The sequence below is a fragment of the Nonomuraea sp. LP-02 genome (assembly GCF_036289125.1).
GTDB classification, from domain to species: domain Bacteria; phylum Actinomycetota; class Actinomycetes; order Streptosporangiales; family Streptosporangiaceae; genus Nonomuraea; species Nonomuraea bangladeshensis.
Genome location: NZ_JAXCLK010000001.1, coordinates 9,040,965 through 9,066,300, shown reverse-complemented (window position 1 = coordinate 9,066,300; position 25,336 = coordinate 9,040,965). Strand labels below are relative to the sequence as shown.

Sequence of the window (25,336 nt, the reverse complement as noted above, 5' to 3'; positions counted from 1 at the left end):
CCCGGACGATCACCCTGAGAGACGACGGAGGGGGACGTCTTGATCAGGATCCTGATTGCCGAGCACCTGCCCTTGGTGCGCCGCGGCCTGCTCGCGACCCTCGACGCCGAGCCGGGGCTGCGCGTGGTGGCCGAGGTGGGGCACGCCGAGGAGGTGGCGGCCGCGGCCCGCGCGAGCGCCCCCGACGTGGCCGTGGTGGATCTCGACCTGCCGGGACCGCCCGTGGTGGCCGAGCTGGCCGGGCGGGTGCCGTCCTGCCGGACGCTGATCCTGTCCGCCCGGCCCGATCCCGGTCAGGTGCGCAGGGCGCTGGCGGGGCCGGCGCTGGGGTTCATGAGCCTGCGGGTGGCGCCGGAGCGCCTGGCCGACGGGATCCGCCAGGTGGCGGCGGGGCGGCCGGCCATCGAGGCGGAGCTGGCGGTGGCCGCGTTGCACTGGGAGCGCAACCCGCTCACCCGGCGCGAGCTCGACGTGCTGCGCATCGCGGCCGGGGGCGCGCGCTCGACGGAGATCGCCGATCAGCTCTTCCTGTCGGTGGGCACGGTACGCAACCACCTGTCGCGCATCATGTGCAAGACGGGCGCACGCAACCGCGTCGATGCCGTACGCATCGCCAGCGATTCGGGATGGCTGTGAGGACGGCGGGGCGCCGGCGAAGCCGCGCCGCCCCGCCGGTGCCCCGGTCACTCAGAGGATCGCAGCAGGCCCGAGCCGCGTGCCAGTGACCCTTCTCACGACCTGACCCGTGTCGAACGTCACGGTCACGGCCGCCAGATGAGCACCAGCGCGCAGTCGTCGTTGTGCCCCGAGGCCATGGCGTTGACCAGCGCGCGGGCGCCGTCGCGGAACCCGGAGGGCAGCAGCCGCTCGGCCTCGCCGAGCAGCCGGTCGAGCCCGGCGTCGATGTCGCGGCCGGGCTGCTCGATGAGCCCGTCGGTGAACAGCAGCAGCGCGTCGCCCTTGCGCAGGGTGCCGCTGTCGGGCTCGCAGTGCAGGTCGGGCACCACGCCGAGCACGACGCCCTTGGCCGAGGCGACCTGCCAGTTCCCGGTGCCGGCGTCGAACTTCACCACCGGCGGATGCCCGGCCGAGGTGATCGTGTAGTCGCCCGTCGCGAGGTCGAGGCGCAGGTGGACGGCGGTCACGAAGCCCTCGTCGCCCCGCTGGCGGTGCAGGTAGGCGTTGCAGGCGGGCAGGAAGTCGTCGACCGAGCCGAGCAGGCCGCCGAACGTCCCCGACAGCAGCAGCGCCCTGGTGCCCGCGTCCACGCCCTTGCCGGAGACGTCGACCAGGGCGATCTCGACGCTGTCGCCGTCACGCATGGACACGAGGAAGTCGCCGCCGAAGGAGGACCCGCCGGCCTGCTTGAGCACCACCTTGGCGCCCCAGTCCTTGGGCAGCGGCGGCAGCTCGCCCTGTCTCTTGAGCCGGTCGCGCAGCTCCAGCAGCATCGCGTCACCGCGCAGCCCCTGCACGCCGAGCTTGCCGCGGGTGCGCGCCATGAGCACGGCGAGCACGGTGGTGAACCCGATCGTCACCATGAGCCCCACCCCGACGCGGCCCGCGCCGAGCGTGATCGCGACGTAGCCGAGCGCCGCGCCCACGGCCACGAGCAACATGACCAGGCTGCGCAGCCGCAGCTGCAACCCGCCGACCAGCGTGACGAGGATGAGCAGCGACGGCGAGAACCACTCGGTGGAGACCTCGCTGGCCAGCACCCCGATGAGCAGCGCGAGCACGGAGAGGGTGATGAGCAGATTGCGGTCGCGGGCGAGCGGCCCTCTGCGGACGAAGCGGACAATGGACACGAGGAAGGGCACCCGCGCCAGCGCGGCGCGGACCCGTGGCGGGATCAGCGGCGCCGGACGGGAACTCATGATGGGCCTGACTGTATCGGTCCGCATCCCGTTTGGGCAGTCCACTTGACCAAGGCCTTGATCATTACGTGCGGATATTCGGTGGCTCTCCCCCTTTGCCCGCTCCTACCGTGGACGGATGAGCTTCCCCATCCGTCCGATCGCCGAGCCCGAGTGGGCGGCGTACGTCAACGTCATGAGCGAGGGATTCGGCTGGACCGCGCCGCCCGCGATGACCGAGCGGTTCAAGGCCGAGACCGAGTTCGACCGGACGCTGGCCGTCTTCGACGGCGACGTCATGGTGGGCACCACCGCCGTGCTCAGCCTCAGCATGGCCGTTCCCGGCGGGCGGCTGCTGCCCGTGGGCGGGGTGACGTCCGTGAGCGTGCTGCCCTCGCACCGGCGCCGCGGCGTGCTGTCACAGATGATGCGCCGCCAGCTCGCCGACATCCGCGAGCGGGGGGAGGCGGTGGCCGCGCTGTACGCCTCCGAGTCCGGCATCTACGGCCGCTTCGGCTACGGCCGGGCCGCGAGCCAGCTGTCCTTCCGCATCGCCAAGCGCGCCGCGGCGTTCGTGGCGGACGCGCCCGTGGACGCGTCGCTGCGGATCAGGGTGGCCTCTCCGGCCGAGGTGCGGGCCGAGCTGGAGGCCCTGTTCGCGGCCGTGGTGACCGCCCGGCCCGGCCGGTACGAGCGGCACGCCGCCTTCTGGGACGGCAACCTCGCCGACGACGAGTCCGACCAGCGCGGGATGGGCGCGCTGCGGTGCGTGCTGGCGGAGGACGACGGTGGCGTGCGCGGGTACGCGCTGTTCCGGGTCAAGTCGTCCTGGGACGAGACCGGGCTGCCGGAGGGCGAGGTGCAGCTCTACGATCTGGAGGCGAGCGATCCGGCGGCGTACGCGCTGCTGTGGCGCCATCTGCTGGACCGGGACCTGGCGAGCACGCTGCGGACGGGCAGCCGCCCGGTCGACGACCCGATCCAGGCGCTGCTGGCCGACTCGCGCCAGCTCCGCGCGACCTGGGGCGACGAGCTGTGGGTACGCCTGGTCGAGGTGGACCGCGCGCTGGCCGCCCGCGTCTACGCCGCCCCGGTGGACCTGGTGATCGAGGTGGACGACGACGTGTGCCCGTGGAACGCCGGCCGCTGGCGGCTCACCGCCGACCCGTCGGGCGCGGAGTGCAAGCAGGTCGAGGACGAGCCGGACCTCACGGTGCCGGTGGCGGCCCTGGGATCGGCGTATCTGGGCGACGGGCAGCTCGGCCCGATGCTCGGCGCGGGGCTGCTGCGCGAGCACACCCCGGGCGCGGTGCGCGGGCTCGCCACCGCGATGTCCTGGAGCCCCAAGCCGTGGGGGGGCCGGACCTTCTGAGCCGCCTCTCCCGAGGGCCGGGGCTCCGGACGTACGCTCGGGTCATGGCCTTGCAGAGCTTGCAGATCACCGCGACGATCGCCATGCGCGCCCGCGACGTGTCGCGCCCGGCGAAGGTGCAGCAGGAGGCCGCCGACCGGCGGCCCCTGCGTGACGAGATGCCGAAGCGCGAGACCCGGCGCAAGGGACAGAACGGATAGTCAGGGCAGCGGCGGGAGCTGGCCGATCGTCTCGTACGAGGCCAGCTGCGCGATGCGCCGGCTGTGGCGCTCGCTGCCGGAGAACGGCGTGCCCAGGAAGACCTCGGCGAAGCGGGTGGCCTCGTCGAGGGAGTGCATGCGCGCCCCGATGGCGACGACGTTGGCGTTGTTGTGCTCGCGGGCCAGGCGCGCGGTGTCCTCGCTCCAGGCCAGGGCCGCGCGGATGCCTCGCACCTTGTTGGCGGCGATCTGCTCGCCGTTGCCCGAGCCGCCGATGACGATGCCGAGGCTCGCCGGGTCGCCCGCGACGCCCTCGGCGGCGCGCAGCACGAACGCCGGATAGTCGTCCTCGGCGTCGTAGACGAAGGGACCGCAGTCGGTCACCTCGTGCCCGTGGTCCTTGAGCCAGGACACGAGGTGGTTCTTGAGCTCATAGCCGGCATGGTCGGCACCGATGTAGACACGCACCCGCCCAGTCTTCCACAGCCCCGGGGTGGCGGCTCGCGCACTAGAGTAAGGATCACTTCTGCTCACCACCCCTTACGAAGGCAGGGATCATGCGAGAGATCCGCGTCATCGGCGACCCCGTGCTGCGCACGCCCGCCGAGCCGGTCACGGACTTCGACCGCGAGCTGCGCCGCCTGATCGAGGAGATGTTCGAGGCGATGTACGCGGTCGACGGGGTGGGCCTGGCGGCCCCGCAGATCGGCGTGTCGCGGCGGCTGTTCGTCTACGACATCAACAAGCGCAAGGGCCACGTGATCAACCCGGTGCTGACGGTGGACGACCCGGAGGAGATCGCCGACGAGGAGGGCTGCCTGTCGGTGCCCGACCGGCGCACCGGACGGCCGATCTACGCCCCCGTCGCGCGGGCGGCGGGCGTGACCGTGGAGGGGGTGGACCGGCTCAGGCGGCCGGTGCGCGTACGCGCCCGCGGCTCGCTGGCGCGCTGCTTCCAGCACGAGACCGAGCACCTCGACGGCCGCCTGTACGTCGACCGCCTGCCGCGCGACGAGGCCCGCGGGATCATGTCGCGCGCCTGACCCGGGGGCGTAGCGTGGCCGCATGACTGTGCTTTCCGGCAAGGGCGCGTTGGTCACGGGAGGCTCCCGCGGCATCGGCAGAGCCGTCGTGGAGCGGCTGCGGCAGGACGGCGCCGAGGTCGTCTTCTGCTACGAGCGATCGGAGGAGGCCGCGCTGCGGGTCGCCAAGGAGACGGGCGCGACGGCGGTGCGCGCGGACCTCGGCGTCAAGGAGGACCTGGAACGGCTGTTCGCCGAGGCGGAGGCCCGGCTGCCCGGCGTGGACATCCTCGTCAACAACGCGGCCACCACCACCGGGCAGAAGCTGCTGGCCGACCTCACCGACGACGACTTCGAGCGCTCGTTCGCGGTGAACGTGCGCGCCGTCCTCCTCGCCATGCGGTGGGCCGCCGGGGTGATGCGCGACGGCGGGCGCATCGTCACGATCTCCTCGCTCAACACTCAGGTGCCCGCCCCGACGCTCGCGCTCTACTGCGGCGGCAAGGGCGCGGTCGAGCAGTTCGCCAAGGTGGCGGCGCGGGAGCTGGGCGGGCGCGGCATCACCGTCAACGTCGTCTCCTCGGGCGCGACCGACACCGACATGCTGCGCGGCGCCAACCCGCCCGAGGCGCTGGAGCGGACGCAGGCGCTCACGGCGCTCGGGCGGCTGGGGCGGCCGGACGACATCGCCTCGGTGGTGGCGTTCCTGGCCGGGCCCGACGGGCGGTGGATCACCGGCCAGAACCTGATCGCCAGCGGGGGCCTGCTGGTCTGAGCCATCCGCGGGAAGGCGTCAGAGCTGGAGCGACTTGATCTCCAGGTATTCCTCCAGGCCGTACTCGCCGAGCTCGCGGCCGACGCCCGACTGCTTGTAGCCGCCGAACGGGGCCAGCGGGTTGAACCGGCCGCCGTTGACGGCGACCTGGCCGGTGCGCAGGCGGCGGGCCAGCCCCAGGGCGCGTTCCTCGGTGCCCGCCCAGACCGCGCCGGCCAGGCCGTAGCGGGTGCCGTTGGCGATGGAGACGGCCTGGTCCTCGGTGGTGTAGGGGATCATCGACAGCACCGGCCCGAAGATCTCCTCCTGCTCGATCGCCATGCCGGGCTCGACGCCCGCGAACACCGTGGGCTCGACGTAGAAGCCGCGCTCGTGCGGCCGGTCGGTGCCGCCGGCCACCAGCCGGGCGCCCTCCTCCTGGCCGCGGTTGATGTAGCGGACCACCCGGTCGCGCTGGACCTGCGAGACCAGCGGGCCGATCCGGGTGGACTCGTCGAAGGGGTCGCCGACGATGTAGCCGCGGGCGGCCTCGACGGCGAGGCGGACGGCCTCGTCGTACTGGTCGCGGTGGACGAGCATGCGGGTCCAGGCCGAGCAGGTCTGCCCGGCGTTGACGAAGCAGTTGGCCACGCCGACCTTGACGGCGAGCTTGAGGTCGGCGTCGGGGAGGATGATGTTGGCGGACTTGCCGCCGAGTTCGAGCGCCACCCGCTTGACGGTCTCGGCGGCGAGCGCGGCCACCCGGCGGCCCGCGGCGGTGGAACCGGTGAAGGAGACCATGTCGACCTCGGGGTGGGCGGCCATGGCCTCGCCGACGACCGGCCCGCGCCCGCTGACGAGGTTGAACACGCCCGGCGGCAGGCCCACCTCGTCGAGGATGCCGGCCAGTTCGTACGCCGCCAGCGGCGCGACCTCGCTCGGCTTGAGCACGGCGGTGCACCCGGCGGCGAGCGCCGCGCCCACCTTGCAGACGATCTGGTGCAGCGGGTAGTTCCACGGCGTGATGGCCGCGACCACCCCGATGGGCTCCTTGACGACCAGGGAGGAGCCGACCCGCTGCTCGCGCGGATGGCTCTCGGCCAGGTGGGCGAAGGAGGCGAGGACCCCGGCGGGCATCAGGGTCTGCACCTTGAGCGCGAAGCCCAGCGGCGATCCCATGTCGGTGGCGATCGCCGCGGCGACGTCGTCGGCCCGCTGCCGCAGGAGCTCGGCCGCGGCGGCGAGCAGCTTGCCGCGTTCGGCCGGCGCGCTGCGCGACCAGGACGGGAACGCTCTTCGCGCCGCCGCCACGGCCGACTCCACATCGTCGGGAGAGCCGGCGGGCACGTGGTCGATGACCTCTTCTGTGGCCGGGTTGACGACCTCTATGGACTCGTCGGACGCTGAGGCGGTCCAGGAGCCGCCGATGTACAGCTGACGCATGTCCCCATCCTGACAGCGCATCCCGGCGTTCGCGAGGGAGGTTCACTGAGCCGGGGATAAGGATTCTCCACCGCCATCAGGGTCTTTCCTCCCCGCGGGGTATCCGAAATGCACTGACAGCGGGTTTTCAGTCGAATTGTGGGCGGCGGGTGCGCGTGCGCTTGAGCTCGAAGAAGTCGTCGAACTCCGTCACCGCGACGACGCCGTCCCACAGGCGACCGGCGTCCTCGCCCCTGATGATCCTGGTGATGACCGGACCGAAGAAGGCGTTGGCGCCGGCGCGGATGATCGGCGTGCCCACCTCCTGGCCGACGAGCGTGATGCCCTCGTCGTGGGAGGCGCGGATGCCGGCGTCCCACTCCTCCGACTCCATGGCGTCGGCGAGCTGCGGGTCGAGGCCCACGGCCTCCAGGGCGGCCTCGTTGATCTCGCGCAGCTTCTCGGGGTCCTTGCCGAGGCCCTCGTTGTGCAGGCGGGTGCCGAGCTCGGTGTAGAGCCGGCCGATGTACTCCTCGCCGTGCTTGGCGGCGGCGGCCGCCACGACCCGGACCGATCCGTGCGCCTTGAGTGCCCGCTCCTTGTATTCGGGGGGCACGTCCTTGCCCTCATTGAGGTAGTGGAGCGACATGAAGCGGAAGCGGGGCTCGATGGGCCGAACCTTCTCGACTTCGAGCAGCCACCGTGACGTTACCCATGCGAAGGGACAGGCAGGATCGAACCAGAGGTCCACGGGAATCTTCTCAGCCATGTGGGGCCATAACCTGAGGTGGCTCGGATCCTATTCCCGCCGTGACAGGATACCGACAACCCCGACGAAGCGGTTGAAAAGGAGCGGAACTTGGCAGGCAACCTGACCAGGGACGAAGCGCGCGAACGCGCCCGGCTGTTGAAGGTCGAGTCGTACGAGGTCGCCCTCGATCTGACGGAAGGTGAGGAGCGCTTCGAAAGCGTCACCACGGTCCGCTTCTCCGGCCTGGTCCCCGGTTCGTCCACCTTCATCGACCTGCACGGCGCGCACGTCCGCCAGGTCACCCTGAACGGCGAGGACCTCGACGTGTCCGCCTACGACGCGGAGAAGGGCCGCTTCCCGCTCCCCTCGATCGCCGAGTCGAACGAGTTGCGCGTGGACGCCGACTGCTCCTACATGCGCACCGGCGAGGGCCTGCACCGCTTCGTCGACCCGGTTGACCAGGGCGTCTACCTCCACACGCAGTTCGAGACGGCCGACGCCCACCGCATGTACGCCTGCTTCGACCAGCCCGACCTCAAGGCCACCTTCCAGCTCACCGTGCTGGCCCCGGCCGACTGGGAGGTCGTCTCCAACGCCGCCGCCACGAACGTCGAGAACCTGCCCGAGCAGGCCGGACGGCACGGCACCGTGCAGGCGGCCAAGCGGTGGACGTTCGACACCACTCCCGTCATGTCCACCTACATCACCGCGCTGGTGGCCGGGCCGTACCACAAGGCGACCTCCGAGCACGACGGCATCCCGCTCGGGATCTACTGCCGCGCCTCGCTCGCCGAGCACCTCGACGCCGACAACATCTTCGAGGTCACCCGGCAGGGCTTCGACTTCTTCCACAAGGTGTTCGGGGTGCGCTACCCCTTCGGCAAGTACGACCAGCTCTTCGTGCCCGAGTTCAACGCCGGCGCGATGGAGAACGCGGGCTGCGTGACGTTCCTGGAGGACTACGTCTTCCGCTCCCGCGTCACCGACGCCCTGGTCGAGCGGCGCGCCGAGACGATCCTGCACGAGATGGCGCACATGTGGTTCGGCGACCTCGTCACCATGCGCTGGTGGGACGACCTGTGGCTCAACGAGTCGTTCGCCACCTACATGTCGGTGCTCTGCCAGGCCGAGGCCACGCGGTGGGGCAGGGGGGCCTGGACGACGTTCGCGAACGTGGAGAAGGCCTGGGCCTACCGCCAGGACCAGCTCCCCTCCACCCACCCCATCGCCGCCGACATCCCCGACATGCAGGCGGTCGAGGTCAACTTCGACGGCATCACGTACGCCAAGGGCGCCTCGGTGCTCAAGCAGCTCGTCGCGTACGTGGGGCTGGAGAACTTCCTCGCCGGCGTGCGCGACTACTTCGCCGACCACGCCTGGGGCAACACCGAGCTGAAGGACCTGCTCGACGCGCTGGAGCGCACCTCGGGCCGGGACCTGTCGGCCTGGTCGAAGGAGTGGCTGGAGACCGCCTGGGTCAACACGCTGCGCCCGTCGTTCGACGTCGAGGACGGCCGTTTCACCCGCTTCGAGGTGCTGCAGGAGGCTCCCGCCGACTACCCGACGCTGCGCTCGCACCGCATCGCCGTCGGGCTGTACTCGATGGTGGACGGCGCGCTGACCCGTACCAAGCGGGTCGAGCTGGACGTGGTCGGCGCCCGCACGCCCGTGGCCGAGCTGGTCGGCGCGGAGCGGCCCGACCTGGTGCTGATCAACGACGACGATCTCACCTACGCCAAGATCCGCCTGGACGACGACTCCCTGCGGACGCTGGTGAACGGCGGCATCGCCGCGTTCACCGACTCGCTGCCGCGGGCGCTGTGCTGGTCGGCGGCCTGGGACATGACCCGCGACGGCGAGATGTCGGCCCGCGATTACGTCCGGCTGGTCGTCTCCGGCGCGAGCGTGGTCACCGACCTCACCGTGCTCCAGGCGATCCTGCGGCAGGCCCGCCAGGCCGTCCAGCAGTACGCCGACCCGGCCTGGCGGGCCGAGGGCCTGCGACTGCTGGCCGACGAGCTGCGCTCGCTGCTCGCCGCCGCCGCGCCCGGCTCGGACCACCAGCTCGCCTACCTGCACGCGTTCGCGCCGGCGGCCACCTCGGGCGAGGACCTCGACCTGCTGGCCGGCATCCTCGACGGCACCTTCGTGCCCGAGGGGCTGGCCGTGGACGCCGACCTGCGCTGGAGCCTGGTGCACGCGCTGGTCGTCGGCGGCCGGATCGACGAGACGGGCATCGCGGCCGAGCTGGAGCGCGACCCCACGGCGACCGGTGAGCGCTCGGCCGCGCAGTGCCGGGCCGCGCTGCCGACCGCCGAGGCCAAGGCGGCCGCGTGGGATCGCATCGTGGGCGGCGAGCTCGCCAACCACATCGCGCGCGCCACGATCGGCGGGTTCCAGGACCCGCACCACCCCGAGCTGCTCGCGCCGTACCGGGAGAAGTACTTCGCCGAGGTCGGGCGCATCTACAAGGAGTGGACGTTCGACCAGGCGTCGTCGTTCGCGGTGGGCTGCTTCCCCGCGCTGCTCATCGAGGAGGCGACCGTACGGGCCGCCGACGACTACCTCGCGGCCGAGCAGCCGCCGCAGGCGCTGCGCCGGCTGATCCTGGAGGGCGCCGACGGCGTCCGCCGCGCCTTGCGCAACCAGGAGAAGGACGCGGCGGCCTCCTGAGCCTCGCGCGCCGGGCGGAGGACTCCTCCGCCCGGCGCACCATACCCCTACGGTGACTGTTCCCTACCGGCGCGGGCGGGCGTGACGCCCGGACGGGCGGGGGCGTCCGACACCTGCGCCGACTTGGTCCTGCCACCTCAGAGCCGGTGTTAGATTCGACTACGTGCTAGGCGCCGGGACCACGCTCAACGACCGCTACGTGCTGGCCGGTCGTCTCGGCGGCGGCGGCATGGGCGAGGTCTGGCGCGCCGAGGACAAAGTGCTCGGCCGCTCGGTCGCGGTGAAGGTGATGACTCCCGCGCTGACCGAGAATGCCACCTTCGCCCAGCGGTTCCAGAACGAAGCCAGGGCCATGGCCACGCTCACCCATCCCGGCGTGGTCGACGTCTACGACTACGGCACCTGCGAGATCTCCGGCCGCCAGGTCACCTTCCTCGTCATGGAGCACGTGCGGGGCGAGTCGCTCGACCGGGTGCTGCGCCGCGGCCCGCTCGACCCGGCCGCCGCCATGCGGCTGGTCGCCGAGGTCGGCGACGCGCTGGCCGCCGCGCACGCGCAGGGCATCGTGCACCGTGACGTCAAGCCGGCCAACCTCATGGTCCGCGAGGGCGGCGGGGTGGCGCTCACCGACTTCGGCATCGCGCACTCGGTCTCGGCCGGGCACCTGACGGCGACCGGGCAGATGTTGTGCTCGGCGGGCTACTGCGCGCCGGAGATGGCGACCTCCAGCGAGGTCACGCCGGCGGTCGACGTCTACGCGCTCGGCGTGGTGGCGTTCGAGTGCCTGACCGGGCGGCCGCCGTTCCAGGGCGAAACCCCCGTACAGATCATCTTCAAGCACCTCAACTCGCCGGTGCCGGAGCTGCCCGGCGACGTGCCCGCAGGACCGCGGGCCGTGGTGACGCGGGCGCTGCAGAAGACGCCCGAGCAGCGCTGGGAGTCGGCCGCCGCCATGGCCGCGGCCGCCCGCCAGGCCCTGGCCGCCCCCGGCGTCGTGCCGTACGGGGCCGGCGACACGGGGCCCACGGCGGCGCCCGGCACCGGCGTCGCGGGCACGGTCACGGCCGGCACGGCCGGCGGGCCGGGAGTTTTCCCGGGCGGCGGCGTTCACGGCACCGATCCCGGAGCGCTGCCCGGCGCGGCGGGCGGACCAGCAGGCGACACTGCGGGCGGGACCCTGCCCGCCCGTCCCGAGCGGCGCGGGCGGCGGACGGCGCGGGTGGCGCTCACCGTCGCCGCCGCGGTGCTGGTGTCGGCCGGCGTCGCCGGAGCGGTGTGGCTGCGCCCGGATCGCTCGTCCAGCGAGGCCACGGTGACGCCGCCCAGCGTGACCGGCACCACGGCGACCACCGGTCCCAAGACCCCGGCCACCTCCCGGCAGCCGAGCGTGCCTCCGGTCCGGCAGAGTCCGACCGCCGCGCCGACGAAGGGCGTCGACCCGCTGCCCACCCCGTCGGTGACCGTCACGCCCACCGCGTCGGTCACGCAGACGCCCACCGCGGCCCCGACCACGCCCGAGCCGAGCAAGGAGCCGACGAAGGAGCCCACCTCCGAGCCTACGCAGTCCTCCGGCCCTGAGCCGCCGGCGACGGAGCCGCCGAGCGACCCACCGGGCGACATCCAGTGCATCCGCGAGCCGTGCCCATAGCCGCGTGCCCGTAGCGGGGTGCCCGTAATCGGCTGCCCGCGCGCTTTGCCGGTGTACGCGAATACTCGGCGATCGTGAGAAGGTCGTCCCGTGGAGACGACTCGTGACCTGCTCATCGCCCTGGCCCGCCGCTACGCCTTCGCCGACCTCGGCGCGCTCGCGCCGGCAGCGGAGATCGCGGAGGTGTGCGAGTTCGGGCAGCGGCTGCTCTCCCTCGACGCGGAGGACTTCGCCGCCGAGGCCAGAGTGGTGCCCGCCGAGCTGAGGCGCCGGGCCCGGGCCTGCCACATGCCGCAGACGCCGCGCGAGCAGCCGCGGGGGGCGCTGGAGTCGCTGCGGCCGGCGTACGGGCTGCTGCTGGAGGCCATCGCGGTGCGGTGGCACCGGCGGGAGCTGAGCCCAATGATCGCCGCCGTGCACATCGCCAGCGAATACCTGCCGCTGCTGGCGTTCGAGCCGCATCTCGGCCACGCCGGCGATCCGGCCCGCTGGCCGGCCGGGCTGAGCGCGCCGGGGAGCCGGTTCGGGGTGATCGGCGACCGGGAGTGCGACCACACCAAGTCCGAGCAGTCCGCCACCAACCGCACCCTGCGGGTGTCGGTGGAGCCGGCGGAGGGCTGGCGGGCCTACTTCGACCGGCAGCACAGCCAGGTCGCGGGGGCTCTGGCGGTGTGCGCGGCCACCTGCCGCAACCCCTGCACGTCGATGGACTGGATCGATCCCGAACCCCGCGCCGACCTGCAGATGCGCGCCCGCACGGCGCTGGCCTTCGCCGAGACCCCGCTGGTGCGGCTGCGGCACGCCGCGCCCGTGGGGCACGGGTTCGGGGTGCCGTCGCCGGAGGAGGTGCTCGACGCCTGGGAGCGCAGCCGCCTGGCGCTGGACAAGAACCCCGTCGGCGCCGCCGCCTCCAAGGACGACGGGTTCCCGCTGCCGGGGCTGCCCGCCCTGTTCGCCGCCATCGCCGACGCCCCCATCGAGCCCTCGACGCTCCTGCACGGCGTCAGCGAGCACGTCGTGCGGCTGCTCGAACGGCACGAGGCCGCCTGACCCCCCGCTCGCGCCGGGTCAGCGGCGGGCGGTCGCCTGCTCGCCGAGGGCGTTGATGCCGTAGAGCAGGCCGCCGATCAGGTCGCCGGCGCTGAAGGCCGTCGCCATGGACATCGCGGTCAGCCGGCAGGCGGCGTCGCCGAGGCGGGAGCGGGCGCTCTCGCCGGTGACGATCTCGATGCCGCGCCCGTGCAGGTCCACCAGCACCACCACGGCGCTCGCGGCCTCCGCGCCGAGCGCGGCGTGCAGGCGTTCGGCGAAGTGCCGCCGGCCGCCGGCGGCGGGCGCGCCGAGGAAGAGCCCGAAGCGCAGCCCGCTGCGCCGTTCGGCGGTGCGCAGGGCCTGGCGGAGGTCGTCGGCCTGGGCGCTGGTCAGTCCGCGCATCTCGGTGCTCCCATCGTCACCTCACCATCCGGCCGAGGCGCCGCCGACGTGCCGGCTCGGCTCCGCCGTCTCGGCCGCGGACACCCAGTCGTTCTCGGGGACCTCCGCCCAGTGCGCCACCCGGTCGGCGAGGACGAGCCCCGACGTGCTCACGCCGCGCTCGCTGCGGGACGGCCCGCCGAGCCACACCGGCCCCGCCTCCGCGCGCCGCTGCGCGCCGCGCCCCGGCAGCATCACCAGCAGGCTGATCAGCACGAACAGCCCCAAGGACACCCCGAAGAGATAGAGCAGGATCTCTGCCGCGCTCTTCACACCACGAACGTAAACCTCGTGCGCGAGTCCGGCCAGACCCCGGCGGGGGCGGGAGTTATGATCATGGGAGAGCGGGCACTTCTCTAGAGAAGAACGTAGTTAATACCCTGAAAACGGGCGTGGAACACGATGAGCTGGGCCATAAAAGTATGGACAGGGCAACACTAGGATTCGGCAAGATTTCCGGGCTACGGTGAGTCACGTGGACACCGACAACCAGCGAGAAGACGGTCACAACGCGTCACCGATCTGGGTGAGCGACCGGCCGGAGAGCGAGCGGACCGCCGCCTCGACGCCATCGGCGCCCACCTCCACGTACGCGCCCGTGCCACGCGCGTCCGTGCGCGATCTGCTGGCACAACCGCGTTTCCGCCGGTGGCGCACGCGCCTGCTGGTGGGCGTCGCCGCGGCGATCGTGGTGGGCTTCCTGGCGCAGGACTGGCGGATCGGCGTGACCGCGGGCGTGGTCGCGGCCATTCTGGAGGCGGCCTACCGGGCACGCTCCAATTCGTCCGTGCCCGCGTGGCGGCGCGCCTCCGTGGCGGAGCGGCGCACCGAGGCACAACTACGCAAGCTGGAACGCCTGGGCTACCGCACGTTGCACGCCCGCGCGATCCCCGACACCGAGCAGCAGATCGACCACCTCGTGGTCGGCCCGACCGGCGTCTACGCCGTCGACTCCGAGAAGTGGGACAAGCGCCTCCCGGTCCGTGTGCAGATGGCCAAGAAGCTCTTCCACGGGCCGTTCGACCAGAAGGAGCGGCTGACCCACGCCAAGTTCGAGGCGTCGAAGGCGAGCGAGCTGATCAGCGCGTCGTTCGGGCGCGAGGTGCCTGTCGTGCCCTCGCTCGCGATCTACGGGCCGCCCGTGCCGTGGAAGATCATGACGATCCGGGGCGTGGACGTCTACCAGGGCGACCGGGCCCGCAAGTGGATCACCAAGCGGGAGCGGGCGCTGACCGACGCCGAGATCGAGAAGATCTTCGAGATCGCCGGCAAGGTGCTGCCTCCCCGCTACGGCGAAGGCTGACGGACGACCGGCAGCGCCGCACGCCGCCTCCCCCGGGCGGGCGTGCGGCGCTTTCGCGCGTTCTCACGCCGGGTCGTCGTCTCGTCCGAAGCGTGGACGGTTTGTCTCAGTCACCGGGCGGTGGTCGTACCATGTGAAGACTCGACAGCGATGGGAGAAGCGCGATGCCCGCCCTCAGGTCACGTACGGTCACTCACGGCAGGAACATGGTCGGTGCCCGGGCCCTGCTCCGGGCGACCGGCGTAGCCGGGAGCGATTTCGGCAAGCCGATCGTGGCCGTCGCCAACAGCTTCACGCAGTTCGTCCCCGGTCACGTGCACCTGCGGGAGGTCGGCGACGTCGTCGCCGGCGCGGTGCGTGAGGCGGGCGCCATCCCCCGCGAGTTCAACACGATCGCGGTCGACGACGGCATCGCGATGGGCCACGGCGGCATGCTCTACTCGCTGCCGTCCCGCGAGCTGATCGCCGACGCGGTCGAATACATGGTCAACGCGCACTGCGCGGACGCCCTCATCTGCGTCTCCAACTGTGACAAGATCACGCCGGGCATGCTGCTCGCCGCCTTCCGGCTCAACATCCCGACGGTCTTCGTCTCCGGCGGCCCGATGGAGGCCGGCAAGACCCCGGGCCGCAAGCTCGACCTCATCGACCCGATGATCGCCTCCGCCGACGCGTCGGTCACCGACGAAGAGCTGCTGGAGATGGAGGAGAGCGCCTGCCCGACCTGCGGCTCGTGCTCCGGCATGTTCACCGCCAACTCCATGAACTGCCTGACCGAGGCGATGGGCCTGGCGCTGCCCGGCAACGGCACCACGCTGGCCACGCACAAGGCGCGCAAGCAGCTCTTCGAGGACGCCGGCCGCACGCTGGTCGAGATCACCCGCCGCTACTACGAGGAGGGCGACGAGTCGGTGCTGCCGCGTTCGATCGCCACTCGCGAGGCGTTCGAGAACGCCATGGCGCTCGACGTCGCCATGGGCGGCTCCACCAACACGATCCTGCACATCCTGGCCGCGGCCCGCGAGGCCGAGGTCGACTTCGGCCTCAAGGAGATCAACGAGATCTCGCTGCGGGTGCCGTGCCTGTGCAAGGTCGCCCCGGCCACCAGCAAATACCACGTCGAGGACGTCCACCGGGCCGGCGGCATCCCCGCCATCCTGGGCGAGCTCGACCGGGCCGGGCTGCTGCACCGCGACGTGCCCACGGTCAACGGCGGCACGCTGGCCGACCTGCTGGCCGGCTGGGACGTCAAGTCGCCGACCGTCCGGCCGGAGGCCGTCGAGCTCTGGCACGCGGCGCCCGGCAACGTGCGCACGGTCAAGGCGTACTCGCAGGGCAACCGCTGGGACGACCTCGACCTCGACCGGGCCGAGGGCTGCGTCCGCGACCTGGAGCACGCCTACACCGCCGACGGCGGCCTCGCGGTGCTCTACGGCAACATCTCGCGCGACGGCGCGGTGGTGAAGACCGCCGGCGTGGACGAGTCGATCTGGCGCTTCAGCGGCCCCGCGGTGGTGTTCGAGTCGCAGGAGGAGGCCGTCGAGGGCATTCTCGGCGGGCGGGTCAAGGAGGGCGACGTCGTCGTCATCCGCTACGAGGGCCCCAAGGGCGGCCCCGGCATGCAGGAGATGCTCTACCCGACCTCGTTCCTCAAGGGCAAGGGCCTCGGCAAGGCGTGCGCGCTGGTCACCGACGGCCGCTTCTCCGGCGGCACCTCGGGCCTGTCCATCGGCCACGCCTCCCCCGAGGCGGCCGAGGGCGGCACGATCGCGCTGGTCGAGGACGGCGACCTCATCGAGATCGACATCCCCGGCCGGTCGATGGAGCTGCGCGTCCCCGAGGCCGAGCTGGCGGCGCGGCGCGAGCGGCTGCTGGCCGACCTGGGCGGCTACCGGCCGCGCGAGCGCAACCGGCCGGTGAGCGTGGCGTTGCAGGCCTACGCCGCGATGACGACCTCCGCCTCGACGGGGGCCTCGCGGGACCTGTCACAACTGTCGAAGTAGTCCGGCGTCCGAAGCGGCGGGGTTTCCACCCGCCGCTTCTGCGTGTCCGGGCACCTGTCCTTCCGGACAGGTTTTCGAAAAATGTCGGTCGCGGTCCGTATTCTTTGGGTATGACGACAGTCGTGAAGCACGATACTCGCCCGCTGACGACCGCCGAGATCGCCGCCCTCGCACTCTCCCTCGCCCACCTCGGCGCGGGACCCCAGGCTGTCACCGCCCGGCGCGGCCTGCAGCACGCGCTCCAGCACCTGGAGCTCGACGACGACGTCATCGCCGCCACGCTCACCACCCTGACCGAGCCGCTGCCCCTGGAGATCGCCTCCCGGGCCAGGCTGATGGCCGACGCCATCACCAGCCGGCTCATGATCCGCCTGCACTACCGCGACGCCGGGGGCAACGTCACCGTCCGCGACGTCGAGCCGGTGACCTGCCTGGTGCACCGCGAATACTGGTATCTCGTCGGCGTGTGCCGGATGCGCCGCGGGATCAGGGCCTTCCGGTTCGACCGCATCCTCGCGGTCGAGCCCACGCTCACGCCGGCGCGGCCGCATCTGGCCGACCGGTTCCTGCCGTTCCAGCGCCGCAAGCGGGTCAGGGCCGGAGCGGCCTAACGCCAGGACGCCGGGGCGGCCGGTTCACCGCCGCCCCGGCCTCACGGGTCGGGGGTCAGGAGGAGCAGCAGCCCCCGCCGCAGCAACCGCCGCCGCCACCGCTGGGGCGGGGTGCGGCGGCGCCACCGGTCATGGCGACCGTGGACAGCAGCTTCACGGTGTCGTCGTGGCCTTCGGGGCAGGGCGCCGGTGCGTCGGAGGCCGACATCGGGCGGGACACCTCGAACGTGGAGCCGCACGCGCGGCAGCGGAAGTCGTAACGCGGCATGGCCTAAGCGTAGGTGATGTGCGCGTAGTCGGACACGGGCTCGTACCCGATGGCCTGGTAGATGGCGTTGCTGGTGGGGTTGGTCAGGTCGGTGAAGAGCACGATCTCCTCGCCCCGCTCCGCGAGCCCGACGTGGCTGACGTGGGCGGTGATCGCGGAGCCGTAGCCGCGCCGGCGGCGCGAGGGCGGCGTGTAGACCGGCCCGATCCGGCAGACCCCGCCCGCCGCCTGCGACAGCGCCGCGAGGGCGACCGGCGCGCCGCCGTCCTCCCACACGAACAGCTCGCGCCGGGTGAGCCGCTGGGCCACCCGTTCGGCCGGGTCGCCCTCGCCGAGCCCGGCCTCCTCGCCGAAGGCGTGGTACCAGCTCACCAGCAGCGGGAAGTCGGCGGGCGTGGCGAGCCTGCCCCGCCCCGGCACCTCGGGGACGCTGAGCGTGCCGAGCCGGTAGAGCCGCTCGGCGACGGTCCGCGCGGGCGGCCCCATCAGGCGGACGACCTCGTCGGTCAGCTCGGCCCGGCCGACCAGCGCGGGGATGTCCCTGCCGAGCGCCTCGACCAGGGGCGCGACCGCCTCGACCGGCATGACGGCGAGCCCGATCGGGTAAGGAGGCGTGCGGGAGGCCGCCCCGCGCACCTGCCCGCCCACCGTCCACCAGCCGAATCGCGGGTCCTTGGCCGGCGTGCCCGCGCGCAGGTCGGCCAGCACGGTCAGCGGGACGGTGTTGCCCACCGGGTCGCCGAGCAGGAAGGGCTCGGCGACCGCGGCGTACTCCTCGGGGTCCGAGGTGAAGGTCCACATGCCTGGCATGGTGCCAGGCACCGGCCTGCCCGGACAAAGCAGACGGTCAGGCCGCCGCCTCCAGGTAGGGCGCCCACTGGGGGTCGCCGACGAGGGAGGCGCCGATCAGCCGCCAGTGTGCCCCGCGCGGCACCGCGGGGAGGACGCGGAGCGTCCACCCCAGCTCTTCCAGGTATTTGTCGGCCTTGCTGTGGTTGCAGGTGGTGCAGGACGCCACGCAGTTCTCCCACGTGTGCGTGCCGCCCCGCGAGCGCGGGATGACGTGGTCGATGGTCTCGGCCCGCTGGCCGCAGTAGGCGCAGCGGTAGTTGTCACGGCGCATGAGCGCCGCCCTGGTCAGGGGGATGCGGGACCGGTAAGGGATGCGGACATATCTGCGGAGCCTGATCACCGAGGGCACGTCGAGCGTGCAGCTCGCGGAGCGCAGCACGGCGCCCCTGCCGTCGCGGTGCACGACGTCGGCCTTCCCCCGGAGCACCAGCACGACGGCGCGGTGCAGCGAGAGGGTGGTGAGCGGCTCGTAAGTGGCGTTCAGCAGCAGGACCTGGCGCGTCATCGGGCCTCTCCCCGCTGCTTGCGTATGAGAGGGGACATGCCGTGGCATGTCCCGGCTATCGGCCCCTCCTGGGGCACTCGTGCTTCCGTCACGTGGACCTCCGCCGGACGGCCCAGCGGATGGTCACCACGGCACCGTCCTGTCAGCAAGTCTGGCGTTAGCAGCGCTGTCCCCGCCACCCCATAACCACTCACCGGACTGACTAAAGGGACGCACGGTACGTTTTATGCCCGCTTCACCTGCGTTTTACGCCTGCTCCGTGGCAGTAGGGTTCCCTGCATGAGCCGAGAGCCGTACCCGACCGCGCGCCGCGAAGACATCATCGACGAACTGCACGGAACGCCCGTACCGGACCCCTATCGATGGCTGGAGGATCCCGACAGCCCGGAGACGAAGGGGTGGCTGCTCGCGCAGAGCGAGCTGTTCAGCCGGAGCAGGGGGCCGCAACGGTTCAAGAGCCGCATCGCCGAGCTGCTGCGGTCCGGCTCGGTCGGCGTGCCCGCCTGGCGCGGCGAGCGCTACTTCTTCAGCCGCCGCACGCCCGACCAGGAGCACGCGGTCTACTACGTCGTCGAGGCCGACGGCACCGAGCGGGCGCTGATCGACCCGATGGCCATCGACCCGTCCGGGCTGACCACGCTCGACGCCGTCCAGCCCGACAAGGAGGGGCGGCTGCTGGCCTACCAGCTCTCGGTGGGCGGCAACGAGGAGTCCGTCCTCTACATCATGGACGTGGCGACGGGCGTCCGGGTCGAGGGGCCGATCGACCGCTGCCGCTACTCCCCCGTCGCCTGGCTGCCCGGCGGCGAGGCGTTCTACTACGTGCGCCGGCTGCCGAGCACCGAGGTGCCGGAGAACGAGAGCCAGTTCCACCGCCGCGTCTACCTGCACCGCGTCGGCACCTCCACGGAGGACGACGTCATGATCTTCGGCCAGGGGCTGAAGATGACCAACTACTACGGCGTCGGGGTCTCCCGCGACGGCCGCTGGCTGCAGGTCTCGGCGCACGAGGGCACCGCGCCCCGCAACGACCTCTGGGTGGCCGACCTGACGGCGTCCCCGGCCGACCGGCCCGACCTCAGGGTGGTCCAGGAGGGCGTGGACGCGCAGGCGGGGCTGGTCTTCGGCCGCGACGGCCGGCTGTACGTCCACACCGACCGCGACGCCTCCCGCGGCCGGGTGTGCGTCAGCGACCCGGCCGAGCCCGGCTACGACACCTGGCGCGATCTGATCCCCGAGGACCCCGAGGCGGTGCTCAACGACTTCGCCATCCTCGACGACCTGGAGCGCCCGGTGCTGCTGGTGGGCTGGACCCGCCACGCGATCAGCGAGATCACCCTGCACGACCTGGAGACCGGCGAGCGCCTCGGCGAGGTGCCCACGCCCGGCCTGGGCTCGATCGGCGGCATCGCCGAGCGCCCCGAGGGCGGCCACGAGGCGTGGTTCGGCTACACCGACAACACCACCCCGCCCACCATCCAGCGTTACGACGCCCGCACCGGCGAGACCACGCTGTGGGCGGCCTCGCCGGGCGCCGTCGAGGTGCCGGACGTCCGCACCGAGCAGGTCGTCTACCGCTCCGCGGACGGCACCGACGTCCGGATGCTGATCATCTCGCCGCCCGGCGAGGCGAGCGGCCCCCGCCCGACGATTCTCTACGGCTACGGCGGCTTCGGCATCTCCATGACCCCCGGCTACTCCGCCTCGATCCTCGCGTGGGTGGAGGCCGGCGGTGTCTACGCCATCGCCAACCTGCGCGGCGGCGGCGAGGAGGGCGAGCAGTGGCACCGCGACGGCATGCTGGGCAACAAGCAGAACGTCTTCGACGACTTCCACGCCGCGGCCGAGCACCTGATCGCCACCGGGGTGACCACGGCGGGGCAGCTCGGCATCTCCGGCGGCTCCAACGGCGGCCTGCTCGTGGGCGCGGCGCTCACCCAGCGGCCCGACCTGTACGCCGCCGTGGTGTGCTCGGCCCCGCTGCTCGACATGGTCAGGTACGAGCTGTTCGGCCTGGGCGCGACCTGGAACGTCGAGTACGGCTCGGCCGACGACCCCGAGCAGTTCGGCTGGCTCTGGGGCTACTCGCCCTACCACCACGTCAAGGAGGGCGTGGAATACCCGGCGACGCTGTTCACCGTCTTCCAGTCCGACACCCGGGTGCACCCGCTGCACGCCTGGAAGATGTGCGCGGCGCTGCAGCACGCGACGGCCTCCGGCCGGCCGGTGCTGCTGCGCAACGAGACCGAGGTGGGCCACGGCGCCCGCTCGGTCAGCCGCTCGGTCGACCTGTCGGCCGACACGCTGACCTTCCTCGCCGCCCACACCGGGCTCTAGAGTCGGAAAAGTGAGCGCGCTGGGGCTGGCCATGGTCGAGGCCGTCCCCAGCGCTGCCCTGCGCCCCTACGTCACCCGCCTGACCGCCTACCGCGAGCGCCACGGCGCGCCGGTGACGCGGGCGGAGCCGGCGATGCCCGGGGCCGTGCTCATCCTCGCCTTCGGCACGCCGATGGAGGTGGACGGGCAGCGGCTCACGGCGTTCGCCGGCGGGCTCGGCGACCGGTTCACGGTCACCCGCACGCCGGGGCCGACGGAGGGGGTGCAGGTGTTCCTCACGCCGTTCGGCGCCCGGCGGCTGCACGGGCTGCCGATGCGTCACCTGACCAACCGCGTCCTGCCGGCCGGCGAGCTGCTGGGGCCGTGGGCGGAGGCGGTCGTGGAGCGGCTGGCCGCCACGCCGTCCTGGCGGGAGCGGCTGGCGCTGGCCGACCGGCTGCTGCTGGCCCGGCTCCGGCAGGGGCCCGAGGTGGGGCCGGAGGTGCCGTGGGCGTGGGCGCGGCTGCTGGAGTCGGGCGGGCGGGTCCGCGCGCCCGAGCTCGCCGCCGCGCTCGGCTGGAGCCACCGGCACCTGGTGGCGCGGTTCCAGGACCAGGTGGGGCTGCCGCCGAAGACGGCGGCCCGGGTGATCAGGTTCGGCAGGGCGGCGCGGCTGCTGCGCTCGGGTGCGGCTCCCGCGCTGGTGGCCGACGAGTGCGGCTTCTACGACCAGGCGCACCTGAACAGGGAGTTCCGGGCGCTCGGCGACGTCACGCCCGGTCAGATTTCTCCAAGACCCCGGGGCGGCCGCGCGGCATGCTGAGCCCATGCGAACCGTGTACGCGCTCGCCCGCTACCAGGACTGCGGTGCGGCGCTCGACTTCCTGACGGAGGCGTTCGGCTTCCGGGCGCACGAGGTGTCCAAGAACGACGAGGGCGTGGTCCACCACGCCGAAGTGCTGGCAGGCGACGACATCATCATGCTCGGCCAGGGCCGGCCGGGCGGGCCGGGGATCTACGTCGCGGTGGACGACGTGGACGCCCACCACGACCGCGCGGTGGCGGCGGGGGCCAGGGTCACCATGGCGCTGGTGGACCAGCCGTACGGGTCCAGGGAGTACGGCTGCGCGGACCCCGAGGGCAACACCTGGTGGTTCGGGACCTACCGGCCCTGACCTCCGCGCGGGCTCAGCGCGGGAAGACCACCGTCTTGTGGCCGTCGAGCAGCACCCGCTGCTCGGCGTGCCACTTGACGGCCCGCGCCAGCGTCACGCACTCGACGTCGCGCCCGATGGCCGCGAGGTCCTCGGGCGAGTGACTGTGGTTGACCCGGGCCACCTCCTGCTCGATGATCGGCCCCTCGTCGAGGTCGGAGGTCACGTAGTGGGCGGTGGCGCCGATCAGCTTGACGCCCCGGTCGTGCGCCTGGTGGTAGGGCTTGGCGCCCTTGAACGACGGCAGGAACGAGTGGTGGATGTTGATCGCCCGCCCGGCCAGCTTCTCGCAGAGGTCCTGGGAGAGCACCTGCATGTAGCGGGCCAGCACCACGAGGTCGACCTGGTAGTGCTCGACCAGGGCCAGCACCTCGGCCTCCTGCCTGGGCTTGGTCTCGGGGGTGACCGGCAGGTGGTGGTAGTCGATGCCGTGCGACTGGGTGAGCGGGCGCAGGTCGGGGTGGTTGGAGACGACGGCGACCACGTCGATGTCGAGCGTCCTCGCCTTGACCCGGTAGAGCAGGTCGTTGAGGCAGTGGTCGAACTTGCTGACCATGATCAGCACGCGCGGCTTGCGGGCGACGTCCCGGACCGTGAACTCCATGGCGAAGTCGGGGGCCAGGGCGGCGAAGGCCGCCCTGATGTCGTCCTCAGCCTGCCGGCCGGCGAACTGCACGCGCATGAAGAAGCGCTCCGCCTTCCGATCGCCGAACTGCTGGCTCTCGATGATGTTGCACCCGTGGCGGGCGAGCAGGCCGGAGACGGCGGCCACGACGCCGGGGCGGTCGGGGCAGGAGAGCGTCAGGATGTATTCGGCTGGGCTGGTCATGCGGTCACTCTCGCGCTTAGTGTCGTGGGGACGTGGATCGGGCGTCAGGTCGAGCGTACCGGCGTGAGGAGTGTCGCCGGGGACCCGCTGGGCGCTCGAATATGGGGTAGTTAGCCGGCATTACGGACGATTTGGATAACTCGGCCGGGTCCCGCCTCATCGTCCTGAGCTGACGGGGGTGGAGCACGTGCCTGTGGACGCCGTCGTCCTGGTCGTGGTGGCGGCGTTGTTCGCGATCGTGTCCGGGATCAACGACGGCGGCGCGCTGCTCGCCACCGGGCTCAAGCTGCCTACGGTGCGGCCGGCGATCGGCATCCTCGGGCTGATCCTCATGGTGGCGGTCGTGCCGCTGCTGTCGTATCAGGTGGCGTTGACGTTCGTGGACCGGCTGGCGAACTTCGACGCGCCCGGCGGGCGGATCGCGACGTCGGCGGCCGTGCTCGGAGCGCTCGGCGTGGTCGTCGCGCTCAGCGTCAAAGGCCGCCCGACCAGCCTCACCCTCGCCGTCGTGGGCGGGCTCACCGGGGCGGGCCTCGGCTGGGGGCTGCCGGTGTCGGGGGCGACGGTGGCGCAGGTGCTCGCGTTCGGCGTCGCCGCCCCGATCGCGGGCGGGCTGCTGGCGTGGGTGCTGATCCGGCTGCTGGCGCTGGTGACGGGCTCCCGGGGGCTCGGCCGGTGGCACCGGCTGGGCTTCCTGCTGCAGACCGTCGCGTACGCCGCCAACGACTCCCAGAAGATGCTCGCGCTCTTCATGATCGCCATCGGCTTCCGTGACGCGCCGGTCCCGTACACGTCGCTGGTGGCCCTGCTCTTCGGGATCGGCGTCCTCTACGGATTGCCGAGCGCCGGCCGCACGCTGAGCCGGGAGATCATCGTCTCCAGGCCCCCGCACGGCGTCGCCGCCGAGCTGGCGTCGGGGCTGGCGGTCATCGGCTGTGCGGCGGCCGGGATGCCGGTGAGCATGACCCAGGCCATCGCGGGCGGCCTGATCGGCGCGGGCGTCGCGCAGGGCAGCGGGCGGGTCCGCTGGTACGCGGCGTTGAAGATCGCGACGGCCTGGCTGCTGACCCTGCCGGCCAGCGCGCTGGCGGGCTGGGTCCTGGCCCTGGCGGTGAAAGGACTGAGAGTGTTGTGAAGCGGCTGCGGTGGATCAGGGATCTCATCTCCGGGCGCATGGACGCCGGCGTGACCGAGGCGCTGCTCGGCCAGCTCGAAGCCACCAAGGAGGGGGCCTGGCTGGCCATGGCCATGATCGGCGGCGAGGTGGGGCGCACGGGGGCGCACGAGCGGATGCGCTCCATCGAGCACCTGGGCGACGAGGAGCGGGCCCGGCTCGTGGACGAGCTCCAGTCCGCCCTCGTCACGCCGATCGACAGGGAGGACCTGTTCCGGCTGTCGCGCTCGATCGACGACGTGCTGGACTCGCTGCGGGACTTCGTGCGCGAGTCCCATCTGTACCGGGTGCCGGAGCAGATCCGCTTCACGCCCATGCTGGACCAGGTCATCGTCGGCATCGACGCCCTGGAGCAGGCCGTACGCGACCTGGCCGCGAGCCCGTCGGCGGTCGAGGTGGACGCGCTGGAGGCGAAGAAGGCGGGCGGGGCGATCCGGCGGATGTACCAGTACGAGATCTCGCGCATCTTCTCCGGCGACGAGCTGACCCCGGAGAAGATGAAGGAGCGGGAACTGGTGCGCCGGCTGGAGATCGTCGGGATGGCGATCGGCGAGGCGGCGGACGCCATCGCGGACGGCGCCATGAAGCGCTGACCGGCTCCCCCGCCGGCCTTCGATGAGAACATGGAGGTCATGGCGGGGCGAATGGGGCGGGCGGCCGCGGTGTGCGCCGTCCTCGGGGTGCTGTGGTGGGCCACCGTCCGCGTCGCCTGGCTCGGCGTGGGCTGCGAGGACTGGGGGTGCCTCGCGCCGTCCGTCGGGCTGCTCGTGGTGATCAGCCTGGTGCTGCTCGCCGGGTCCGTACGGGTGCTGGAGCGGGTGGACGTACGGCCCGCGCGGCGGGTGGCGCTGGTGGCCGCCGGGGCGCTGGTGGTGTTCCGGCTGGCCGCGGAGGCGCTGCCGTCGTGGACCTCGCAGTGGGCGGATCTGGCGGTGGCCGGGGCGGCGTTCGCGGGGGCGGGGGTCGTGGCGGCGTTCGTGACCGAGTCGCGGGTCCACCGGGGGTGGCGGGTGGCGGCGGCGCTGACGGTGGTCGCGCTGCCGCCGCTCGCCCTGGCCCTGACCCTGGCCAGGTCACCCCTCTGAAGGTC

At 72.4% G+C, this 25,336-nt stretch carries 27 protein-coding genes; 17 read left to right on the top strand and 10 right to left on the bottom strand.

What is annotated here, in order from left to right; all coding sequences use genetic code 11:
- Nucleotides 1–39 precede the first annotated feature (39 nt).
- Nucleotides 40–636: a response regulator transcription factor gene (locus SMD20_RS42205; RefSeq protein ID WP_329591991.1), complete on the top strand. Its 597-nt coding sequence runs from the start codon at nt 40–42 to the stop codon at nt 634–636.
- Between the two features lie 125 nt (nt 637–761).
- Here the strand turns inward: SMD20_RS42205 and SMD20_RS42200 are convergent, their stop codons facing one another.
- Nucleotides 762–1,877, bottom strand: coding sequence for a PP2C family protein-serine/threonine phosphatase (locus SMD20_RS42200; RefSeq protein WP_329591990.1), 1,116 nt, complete (start codon nt 1,875–1,877; stop codon nt 762–764).
- A 118-nt stretch (nt 1,878–1,995) separates the two neighbouring features.
- Between SMD20_RS42200 and SMD20_RS42195 the strand changes: the two genes are divergently transcribed.
- A complete protein-coding gene (locus SMD20_RS42195) occupies nt 1,996–3,228 on the top strand; it encodes a GNAT family N-acetyltransferase (protein ID WP_329591988.1) in 1,233 nt (410 codons plus the stop codon).
- A 44-nt stretch (nt 3,229–3,272) separates the two neighbouring features.
- A complete protein-coding gene (locus SMD20_RS42190; RefSeq protein ID WP_329591986.1) occupies nt 3,273–3,428 on the top strand; it encodes a hypothetical protein in 156 nt (51 codons plus the stop codon).
- Here SMD20_RS42190 and SMD20_RS42185 read toward each other — a convergent pair whose 3' ends face one another.
- Nucleotides 3,429–3,896 (bottom strand): ribose-5-phosphate isomerase, encoded by a 468-nt coding sequence (locus SMD20_RS42185; protein ID WP_329591984.1) that lies wholly within the window; start codon nt 3,894–3,896, stop codon nt 3,429–3,431.
- Between the two features lie 89 nt (nt 3,897–3,985).
- On the opposite strand from SMD20_RS42185, the gene def reads away from it, so the two are divergent.
- Entirely contained in the window at nt 3,986–4,471 is a 486-nt protein-coding gene (def, locus tag SMD20_RS42180; RefSeq protein ID WP_329591982.1) for a peptide deformylase, read from the top strand.
- A 22-nt stretch (nt 4,472–4,493) separates the two neighbouring features.
- The gene (locus SMD20_RS42175) at nt 4,494–5,225 is read left to right on the top strand and encodes an SDR family oxidoreductase (protein WP_329591980.1); all 732 of its coding nucleotides are present in this window, start codon (nt 4,494–4,496) and stop codon (nt 5,223–5,225) included.
- An 18-nt stretch (nt 5,226–5,243) separates the two neighbouring features.
- Here the strand turns inward: SMD20_RS42175 and SMD20_RS42170 are convergent, their stop codons facing one another.
- A complete protein-coding gene (locus tag SMD20_RS42170) occupies nt 5,244–6,647 on the bottom strand; it encodes an aldehyde dehydrogenase family protein (protein ID WP_329591978.1) in 1,404 nt (467 codons plus the stop codon).
- 127 nt (nt 6,648–6,774) lie between these two features.
- Nucleotides 6,775–7,395, bottom strand: coding sequence for a mycothiol-dependent nitroreductase Rv2466c family protein (locus tag SMD20_RS42165; RefSeq protein WP_442942570.1), 621 nt, complete (start codon nt 7,393–7,395; stop codon nt 6,775–6,777).
- A 90-nt stretch (nt 7,396–7,485) separates the two neighbouring features.
- Between SMD20_RS42165 and pepN the strand changes: the two genes are divergently transcribed.
- The 3 genes from pepN (at nt 7,486) to SMD20_RS42150 (ending at nt 12,748) form a co-directional block, all read left to right on the top strand.
- The gene (gene pepN, locus SMD20_RS42160) at nt 7,486–10,050 is read left to right on the top strand and encodes an aminopeptidase N (RefSeq protein WP_329591974.1); all 2,565 of its coding nucleotides are present in this window, start codon (nt 7,486–7,488) and stop codon (nt 10,048–10,050) included.
- Between the two features lie 163 nt (nt 10,051–10,213).
- Entirely contained in the window at nt 10,214–11,698 is a 1,485-nt protein-coding gene (locus tag SMD20_RS42155; protein WP_329591973.1) for a serine/threonine-protein kinase, read from the top strand.
- 90 nt (nt 11,699–11,788) lie between these two features.
- A complete protein-coding gene (locus tag SMD20_RS42150) occupies nt 11,789–12,748 on the top strand; it encodes a hypothetical protein (RefSeq protein WP_329591971.1) in 960 nt (319 codons plus the stop codon).
- Nucleotides 12,749–12,766: 18 nt separating this feature from the next.
- Here SMD20_RS42150 and SMD20_RS42145 read toward each other — a convergent pair whose 3' ends face one another.
- Together SMD20_RS42145 and SMD20_RS42140 are read right to left on the bottom strand one after the other, a co-directional pair.
- Nucleotides 12,767–13,132, bottom strand: a complete 366-nt coding sequence (locus SMD20_RS42145) for a DUF5130 family protein (RefSeq protein ID WP_329591969.1) — start codon at nt 13,130–13,132, stop codon at nt 12,767–12,769.
- A gap of 21 nt (nt 13,133–13,153) precedes the next feature.
- Complete coding sequence (locus SMD20_RS42140; protein ID WP_329591968.1) at nt 13,154–13,444, bottom strand: hypothetical protein; 291 nt, start codon at nt 13,442–13,444, stop codon at nt 13,154–13,156.
- A gap of 202 nt (nt 13,445–13,646) precedes the next feature.
- Here SMD20_RS42140 and SMD20_RS42135 point away from each other — a divergent pair, with 202 nt between their 5' ends.
- The 3 genes from SMD20_RS42135 (at nt 13,647) to SMD20_RS42125 (ending at nt 17,088) form a co-directional block, all read left to right on the top strand.
- The gene (locus tag SMD20_RS42135) at nt 13,647–14,474 is read left to right on the top strand and encodes a nuclease-related domain-containing protein (RefSeq protein WP_329591966.1); all 828 of its coding nucleotides are present in this window, start codon (nt 13,647–13,649) and stop codon (nt 14,472–14,474) included.
- 164 nt (nt 14,475–14,638) lie between these two features.
- On the top strand, nt 14,639–16,477 hold the full coding sequence (gene ilvD / locus SMD20_RS42130; protein WP_329591964.1) for a dihydroxy-acid dehydratase: 1,839 nt from the start codon (nt 14,639–14,641) through the stop codon (nt 16,475–16,477).
- Between the two features lie 110 nt (nt 16,478–16,587).
- A complete protein-coding gene (locus SMD20_RS42125; protein ID WP_177241217.1) occupies nt 16,588–17,088 on the top strand; it encodes a WYL domain-containing protein in 501 nt (166 codons plus the stop codon).
- Between the two features lie 55 nt (nt 17,089–17,143).
- On the opposite strand, the gene SMD20_RS42120 is transcribed toward SMD20_RS42125, so the two are convergent.
- The 3 genes from SMD20_RS42120 to SMD20_RS42110 are packed head-to-tail and all read right to left on the bottom strand — an operon-like array spanning nt 17,144 to nt 18,713.
- Complete coding sequence (locus SMD20_RS42120; protein ID WP_329591962.1) at nt 17,144–17,356, bottom strand: FmdB family zinc ribbon protein; 213 nt, start codon at nt 17,354–17,356, stop codon at nt 17,144–17,146.
- Nucleotides 17,357–17,359: 3 nt separating this feature from the next.
- Complete coding sequence (locus SMD20_RS42115; protein ID WP_329591960.1) at nt 17,360–18,157, bottom strand: GNAT family N-acetyltransferase; 798 nt, start codon at nt 18,155–18,157, stop codon at nt 17,360–17,362.
- A 46-nt stretch (nt 18,158–18,203) separates the two neighbouring features.
- On the bottom strand, nt 18,204–18,713 hold the full coding sequence (locus SMD20_RS42110; protein ID WP_329591958.1) for an HNH endonuclease: 510 nt from the start codon (nt 18,711–18,713) through the stop codon (nt 18,204–18,206).
- Nucleotides 18,714–18,992: 279 nt separating this feature from the next.
- Between SMD20_RS42110 and SMD20_RS42105 the strand changes: the two genes are divergently transcribed.
- The 3 genes from SMD20_RS42105 to SMD20_RS42095 are packed head-to-tail and all read left to right on the top strand — an operon-like array spanning nt 18,993 to nt 22,204.
- The gene (locus tag SMD20_RS42105) at nt 18,993–21,050 is read left to right on the top strand and encodes a prolyl oligopeptidase family serine peptidase (protein ID WP_329591956.1); all 2,058 of its coding nucleotides are present in this window, start codon (nt 18,993–18,995) and stop codon (nt 21,048–21,050) included.
- A 10-nt stretch (nt 21,051–21,060) separates the two neighbouring features.
- Nucleotides 21,061–21,852: a helix-turn-helix domain-containing protein gene (locus SMD20_RS42100; protein ID WP_329591954.1), complete on the top strand. Its 792-nt coding sequence runs from the start codon at nt 21,061–21,063 to the stop codon at nt 21,850–21,852.
- A 4-nt stretch (nt 21,853–21,856) separates the two neighbouring features.
- Complete coding sequence (locus SMD20_RS42095; RefSeq protein WP_329591952.1) at nt 21,857–22,204, top strand: VOC family protein; 348 nt, start codon at nt 21,857–21,859, stop codon at nt 22,202–22,204.
- Between the two features lie 13 nt (nt 22,205–22,217).
- Here SMD20_RS42095 and purU read toward each other — a convergent pair whose 3' ends face one another.
- Nucleotides 22,218–23,072 carry a formyltetrahydrofolate deformylase gene (gene purU, locus SMD20_RS42090; RefSeq protein WP_329591950.1) on the bottom strand — a complete coding sequence of 285 codons (855 nt, stop codon included), beginning with the start codon at nt 23,070–23,072 and terminating at the stop codon, nt 22,218–22,220.
- Between the two features lie 178 nt (nt 23,073–23,250).
- On the opposite strand from purU, the gene SMD20_RS42085 reads away from it, so the two are divergent.
- The 3 genes from SMD20_RS42085 to SMD20_RS42075 are packed head-to-tail and all read left to right on the top strand — an operon-like array spanning nt 23,251 to nt 25,331.
- Nucleotides 23,251–24,207, top strand: coding sequence for an inorganic phosphate transporter (locus tag SMD20_RS42085; RefSeq protein WP_329591949.1), 957 nt, complete (start codon nt 23,251–23,253; stop codon nt 24,205–24,207).
- Nucleotides 24,204–24,839 (top strand): DUF47 domain-containing protein, encoded by a 636-nt coding sequence (locus tag SMD20_RS42080; protein ID WP_329591947.1) that lies wholly within the window; start codon nt 24,204–24,206, stop codon nt 24,837–24,839. Before SMD20_RS42085 ends, SMD20_RS42080 begins: the two co-directional genes overlap by 4 nt.
- A gap of 39 nt (nt 24,840–24,878) precedes the next feature.
- A complete protein-coding gene (locus tag SMD20_RS42075; protein ID WP_329591945.1) occupies nt 24,879–25,331 on the top strand; it encodes a hypothetical protein in 453 nt (150 codons plus the stop codon).
- The last annotated feature ends 5 nt before the right edge of the window (nt 25,332–25,336 follow it).

Coding starts and splice junctions, on each gene's coding strand:
- SMD20_RS42200 (WP_329591990.1), bottom strand. CDS start 1,877: ATGAGTTCCCGTCCGGCGCCGCTGATCCCGCCACGGGTCCGCGCCGCG.
- SMD20_RS42195 (WP_329591988.1), top strand. CDS start 1,996: ATGAGCTTCCCCATCCGTCCGATCGCCGAGCCCGAGTGGGCGGCGTAC.
- SMD20_RS42190 (WP_329591986.1), top strand. CDS start 3,273: ATGGCCTTGCAGAGCTTGCAGATCACCGCGACGATCGCCATGCGCGCC.
- def (WP_329591982.1), top strand. CDS start 3,986: ATGCGAGAGATCCGCGTCATCGGCGACCCCGTGCTGCGCACGCCCGCC.
- SMD20_RS42175 (WP_329591980.1), top strand. CDS start 4,494: ATGACTGTGCTTTCCGGCAAGGGCGCGTTGGTCACGGGAGGCTCCCGC.
- SMD20_RS42170 (WP_329591978.1), bottom strand. CDS start 6,647: ATGCGTCAGCTGTACATCGGCGGCTCCTGGACCGCCTCAGCGTCCGAC.
- SMD20_RS42165 (WP_442942570.1), bottom strand. CDS start 7,395: ATGGCTGAGAAGATTCCCGTGGACCTCTGGTTCGATCCTGCCTGTCCC.
- SMD20_RS42145 (WP_329591969.1), bottom strand. CDS start 13,132: ATGCGCGGACTGACCAGCGCCCAGGCCGACGACCTCCGCCAGGCCCTG.
- ilvD (WP_329591964.1), top strand. CDS start 14,639: ATGCCCGCCCTCAGGTCACGTACGGTCACTCACGGCAGGAACATGGTC.
- SMD20_RS42125 (WP_177241217.1), top strand. CDS start 16,588: ATGACGACAGTCGTGAAGCACGATACTCGCCCGCTGACGACCGCCGAG.
- SMD20_RS42120 (WP_329591962.1), bottom strand. CDS start 17,356: ATGCCGCGTTACGACTTCCGCTGCCGCGCGTGCGGCTCCACGTTCGAG.
- SMD20_RS42115 (WP_329591960.1), bottom strand. CDS start 18,157: ATGTGGACCTTCACCTCGGACCCCGAGGAGTACGCCGCGGTCGCCGAG.
- SMD20_RS42110 (WP_329591958.1), bottom strand. CDS start 18,713: ATGACGCGCCAGGTCCTGCTGCTGAACGCCACTTACGAGCCGCTCACC.
- SMD20_RS42105 (WP_329591956.1), top strand. CDS start 18,993: ATGAGCCGAGAGCCGTACCCGACCGCGCGCCGCGAAGACATCATCGAC.
- SMD20_RS42095 (WP_329591952.1), top strand. CDS start 21,857: ATGCGAACCGTGTACGCGCTCGCCCGCTACCAGGACTGCGGTGCGGCG.
- purU (WP_329591950.1), bottom strand. CDS start 23,072: ATGACCAGCCCAGCCGAATACATCCTGACGCTCTCCTGCCCCGACCGC.
- SMD20_RS42075 (WP_329591945.1), top strand. CDS start 24,879: ATGGCGGGGCGAATGGGGCGGGCGGCCGCGGTGTGCGCCGTCCTCGGG.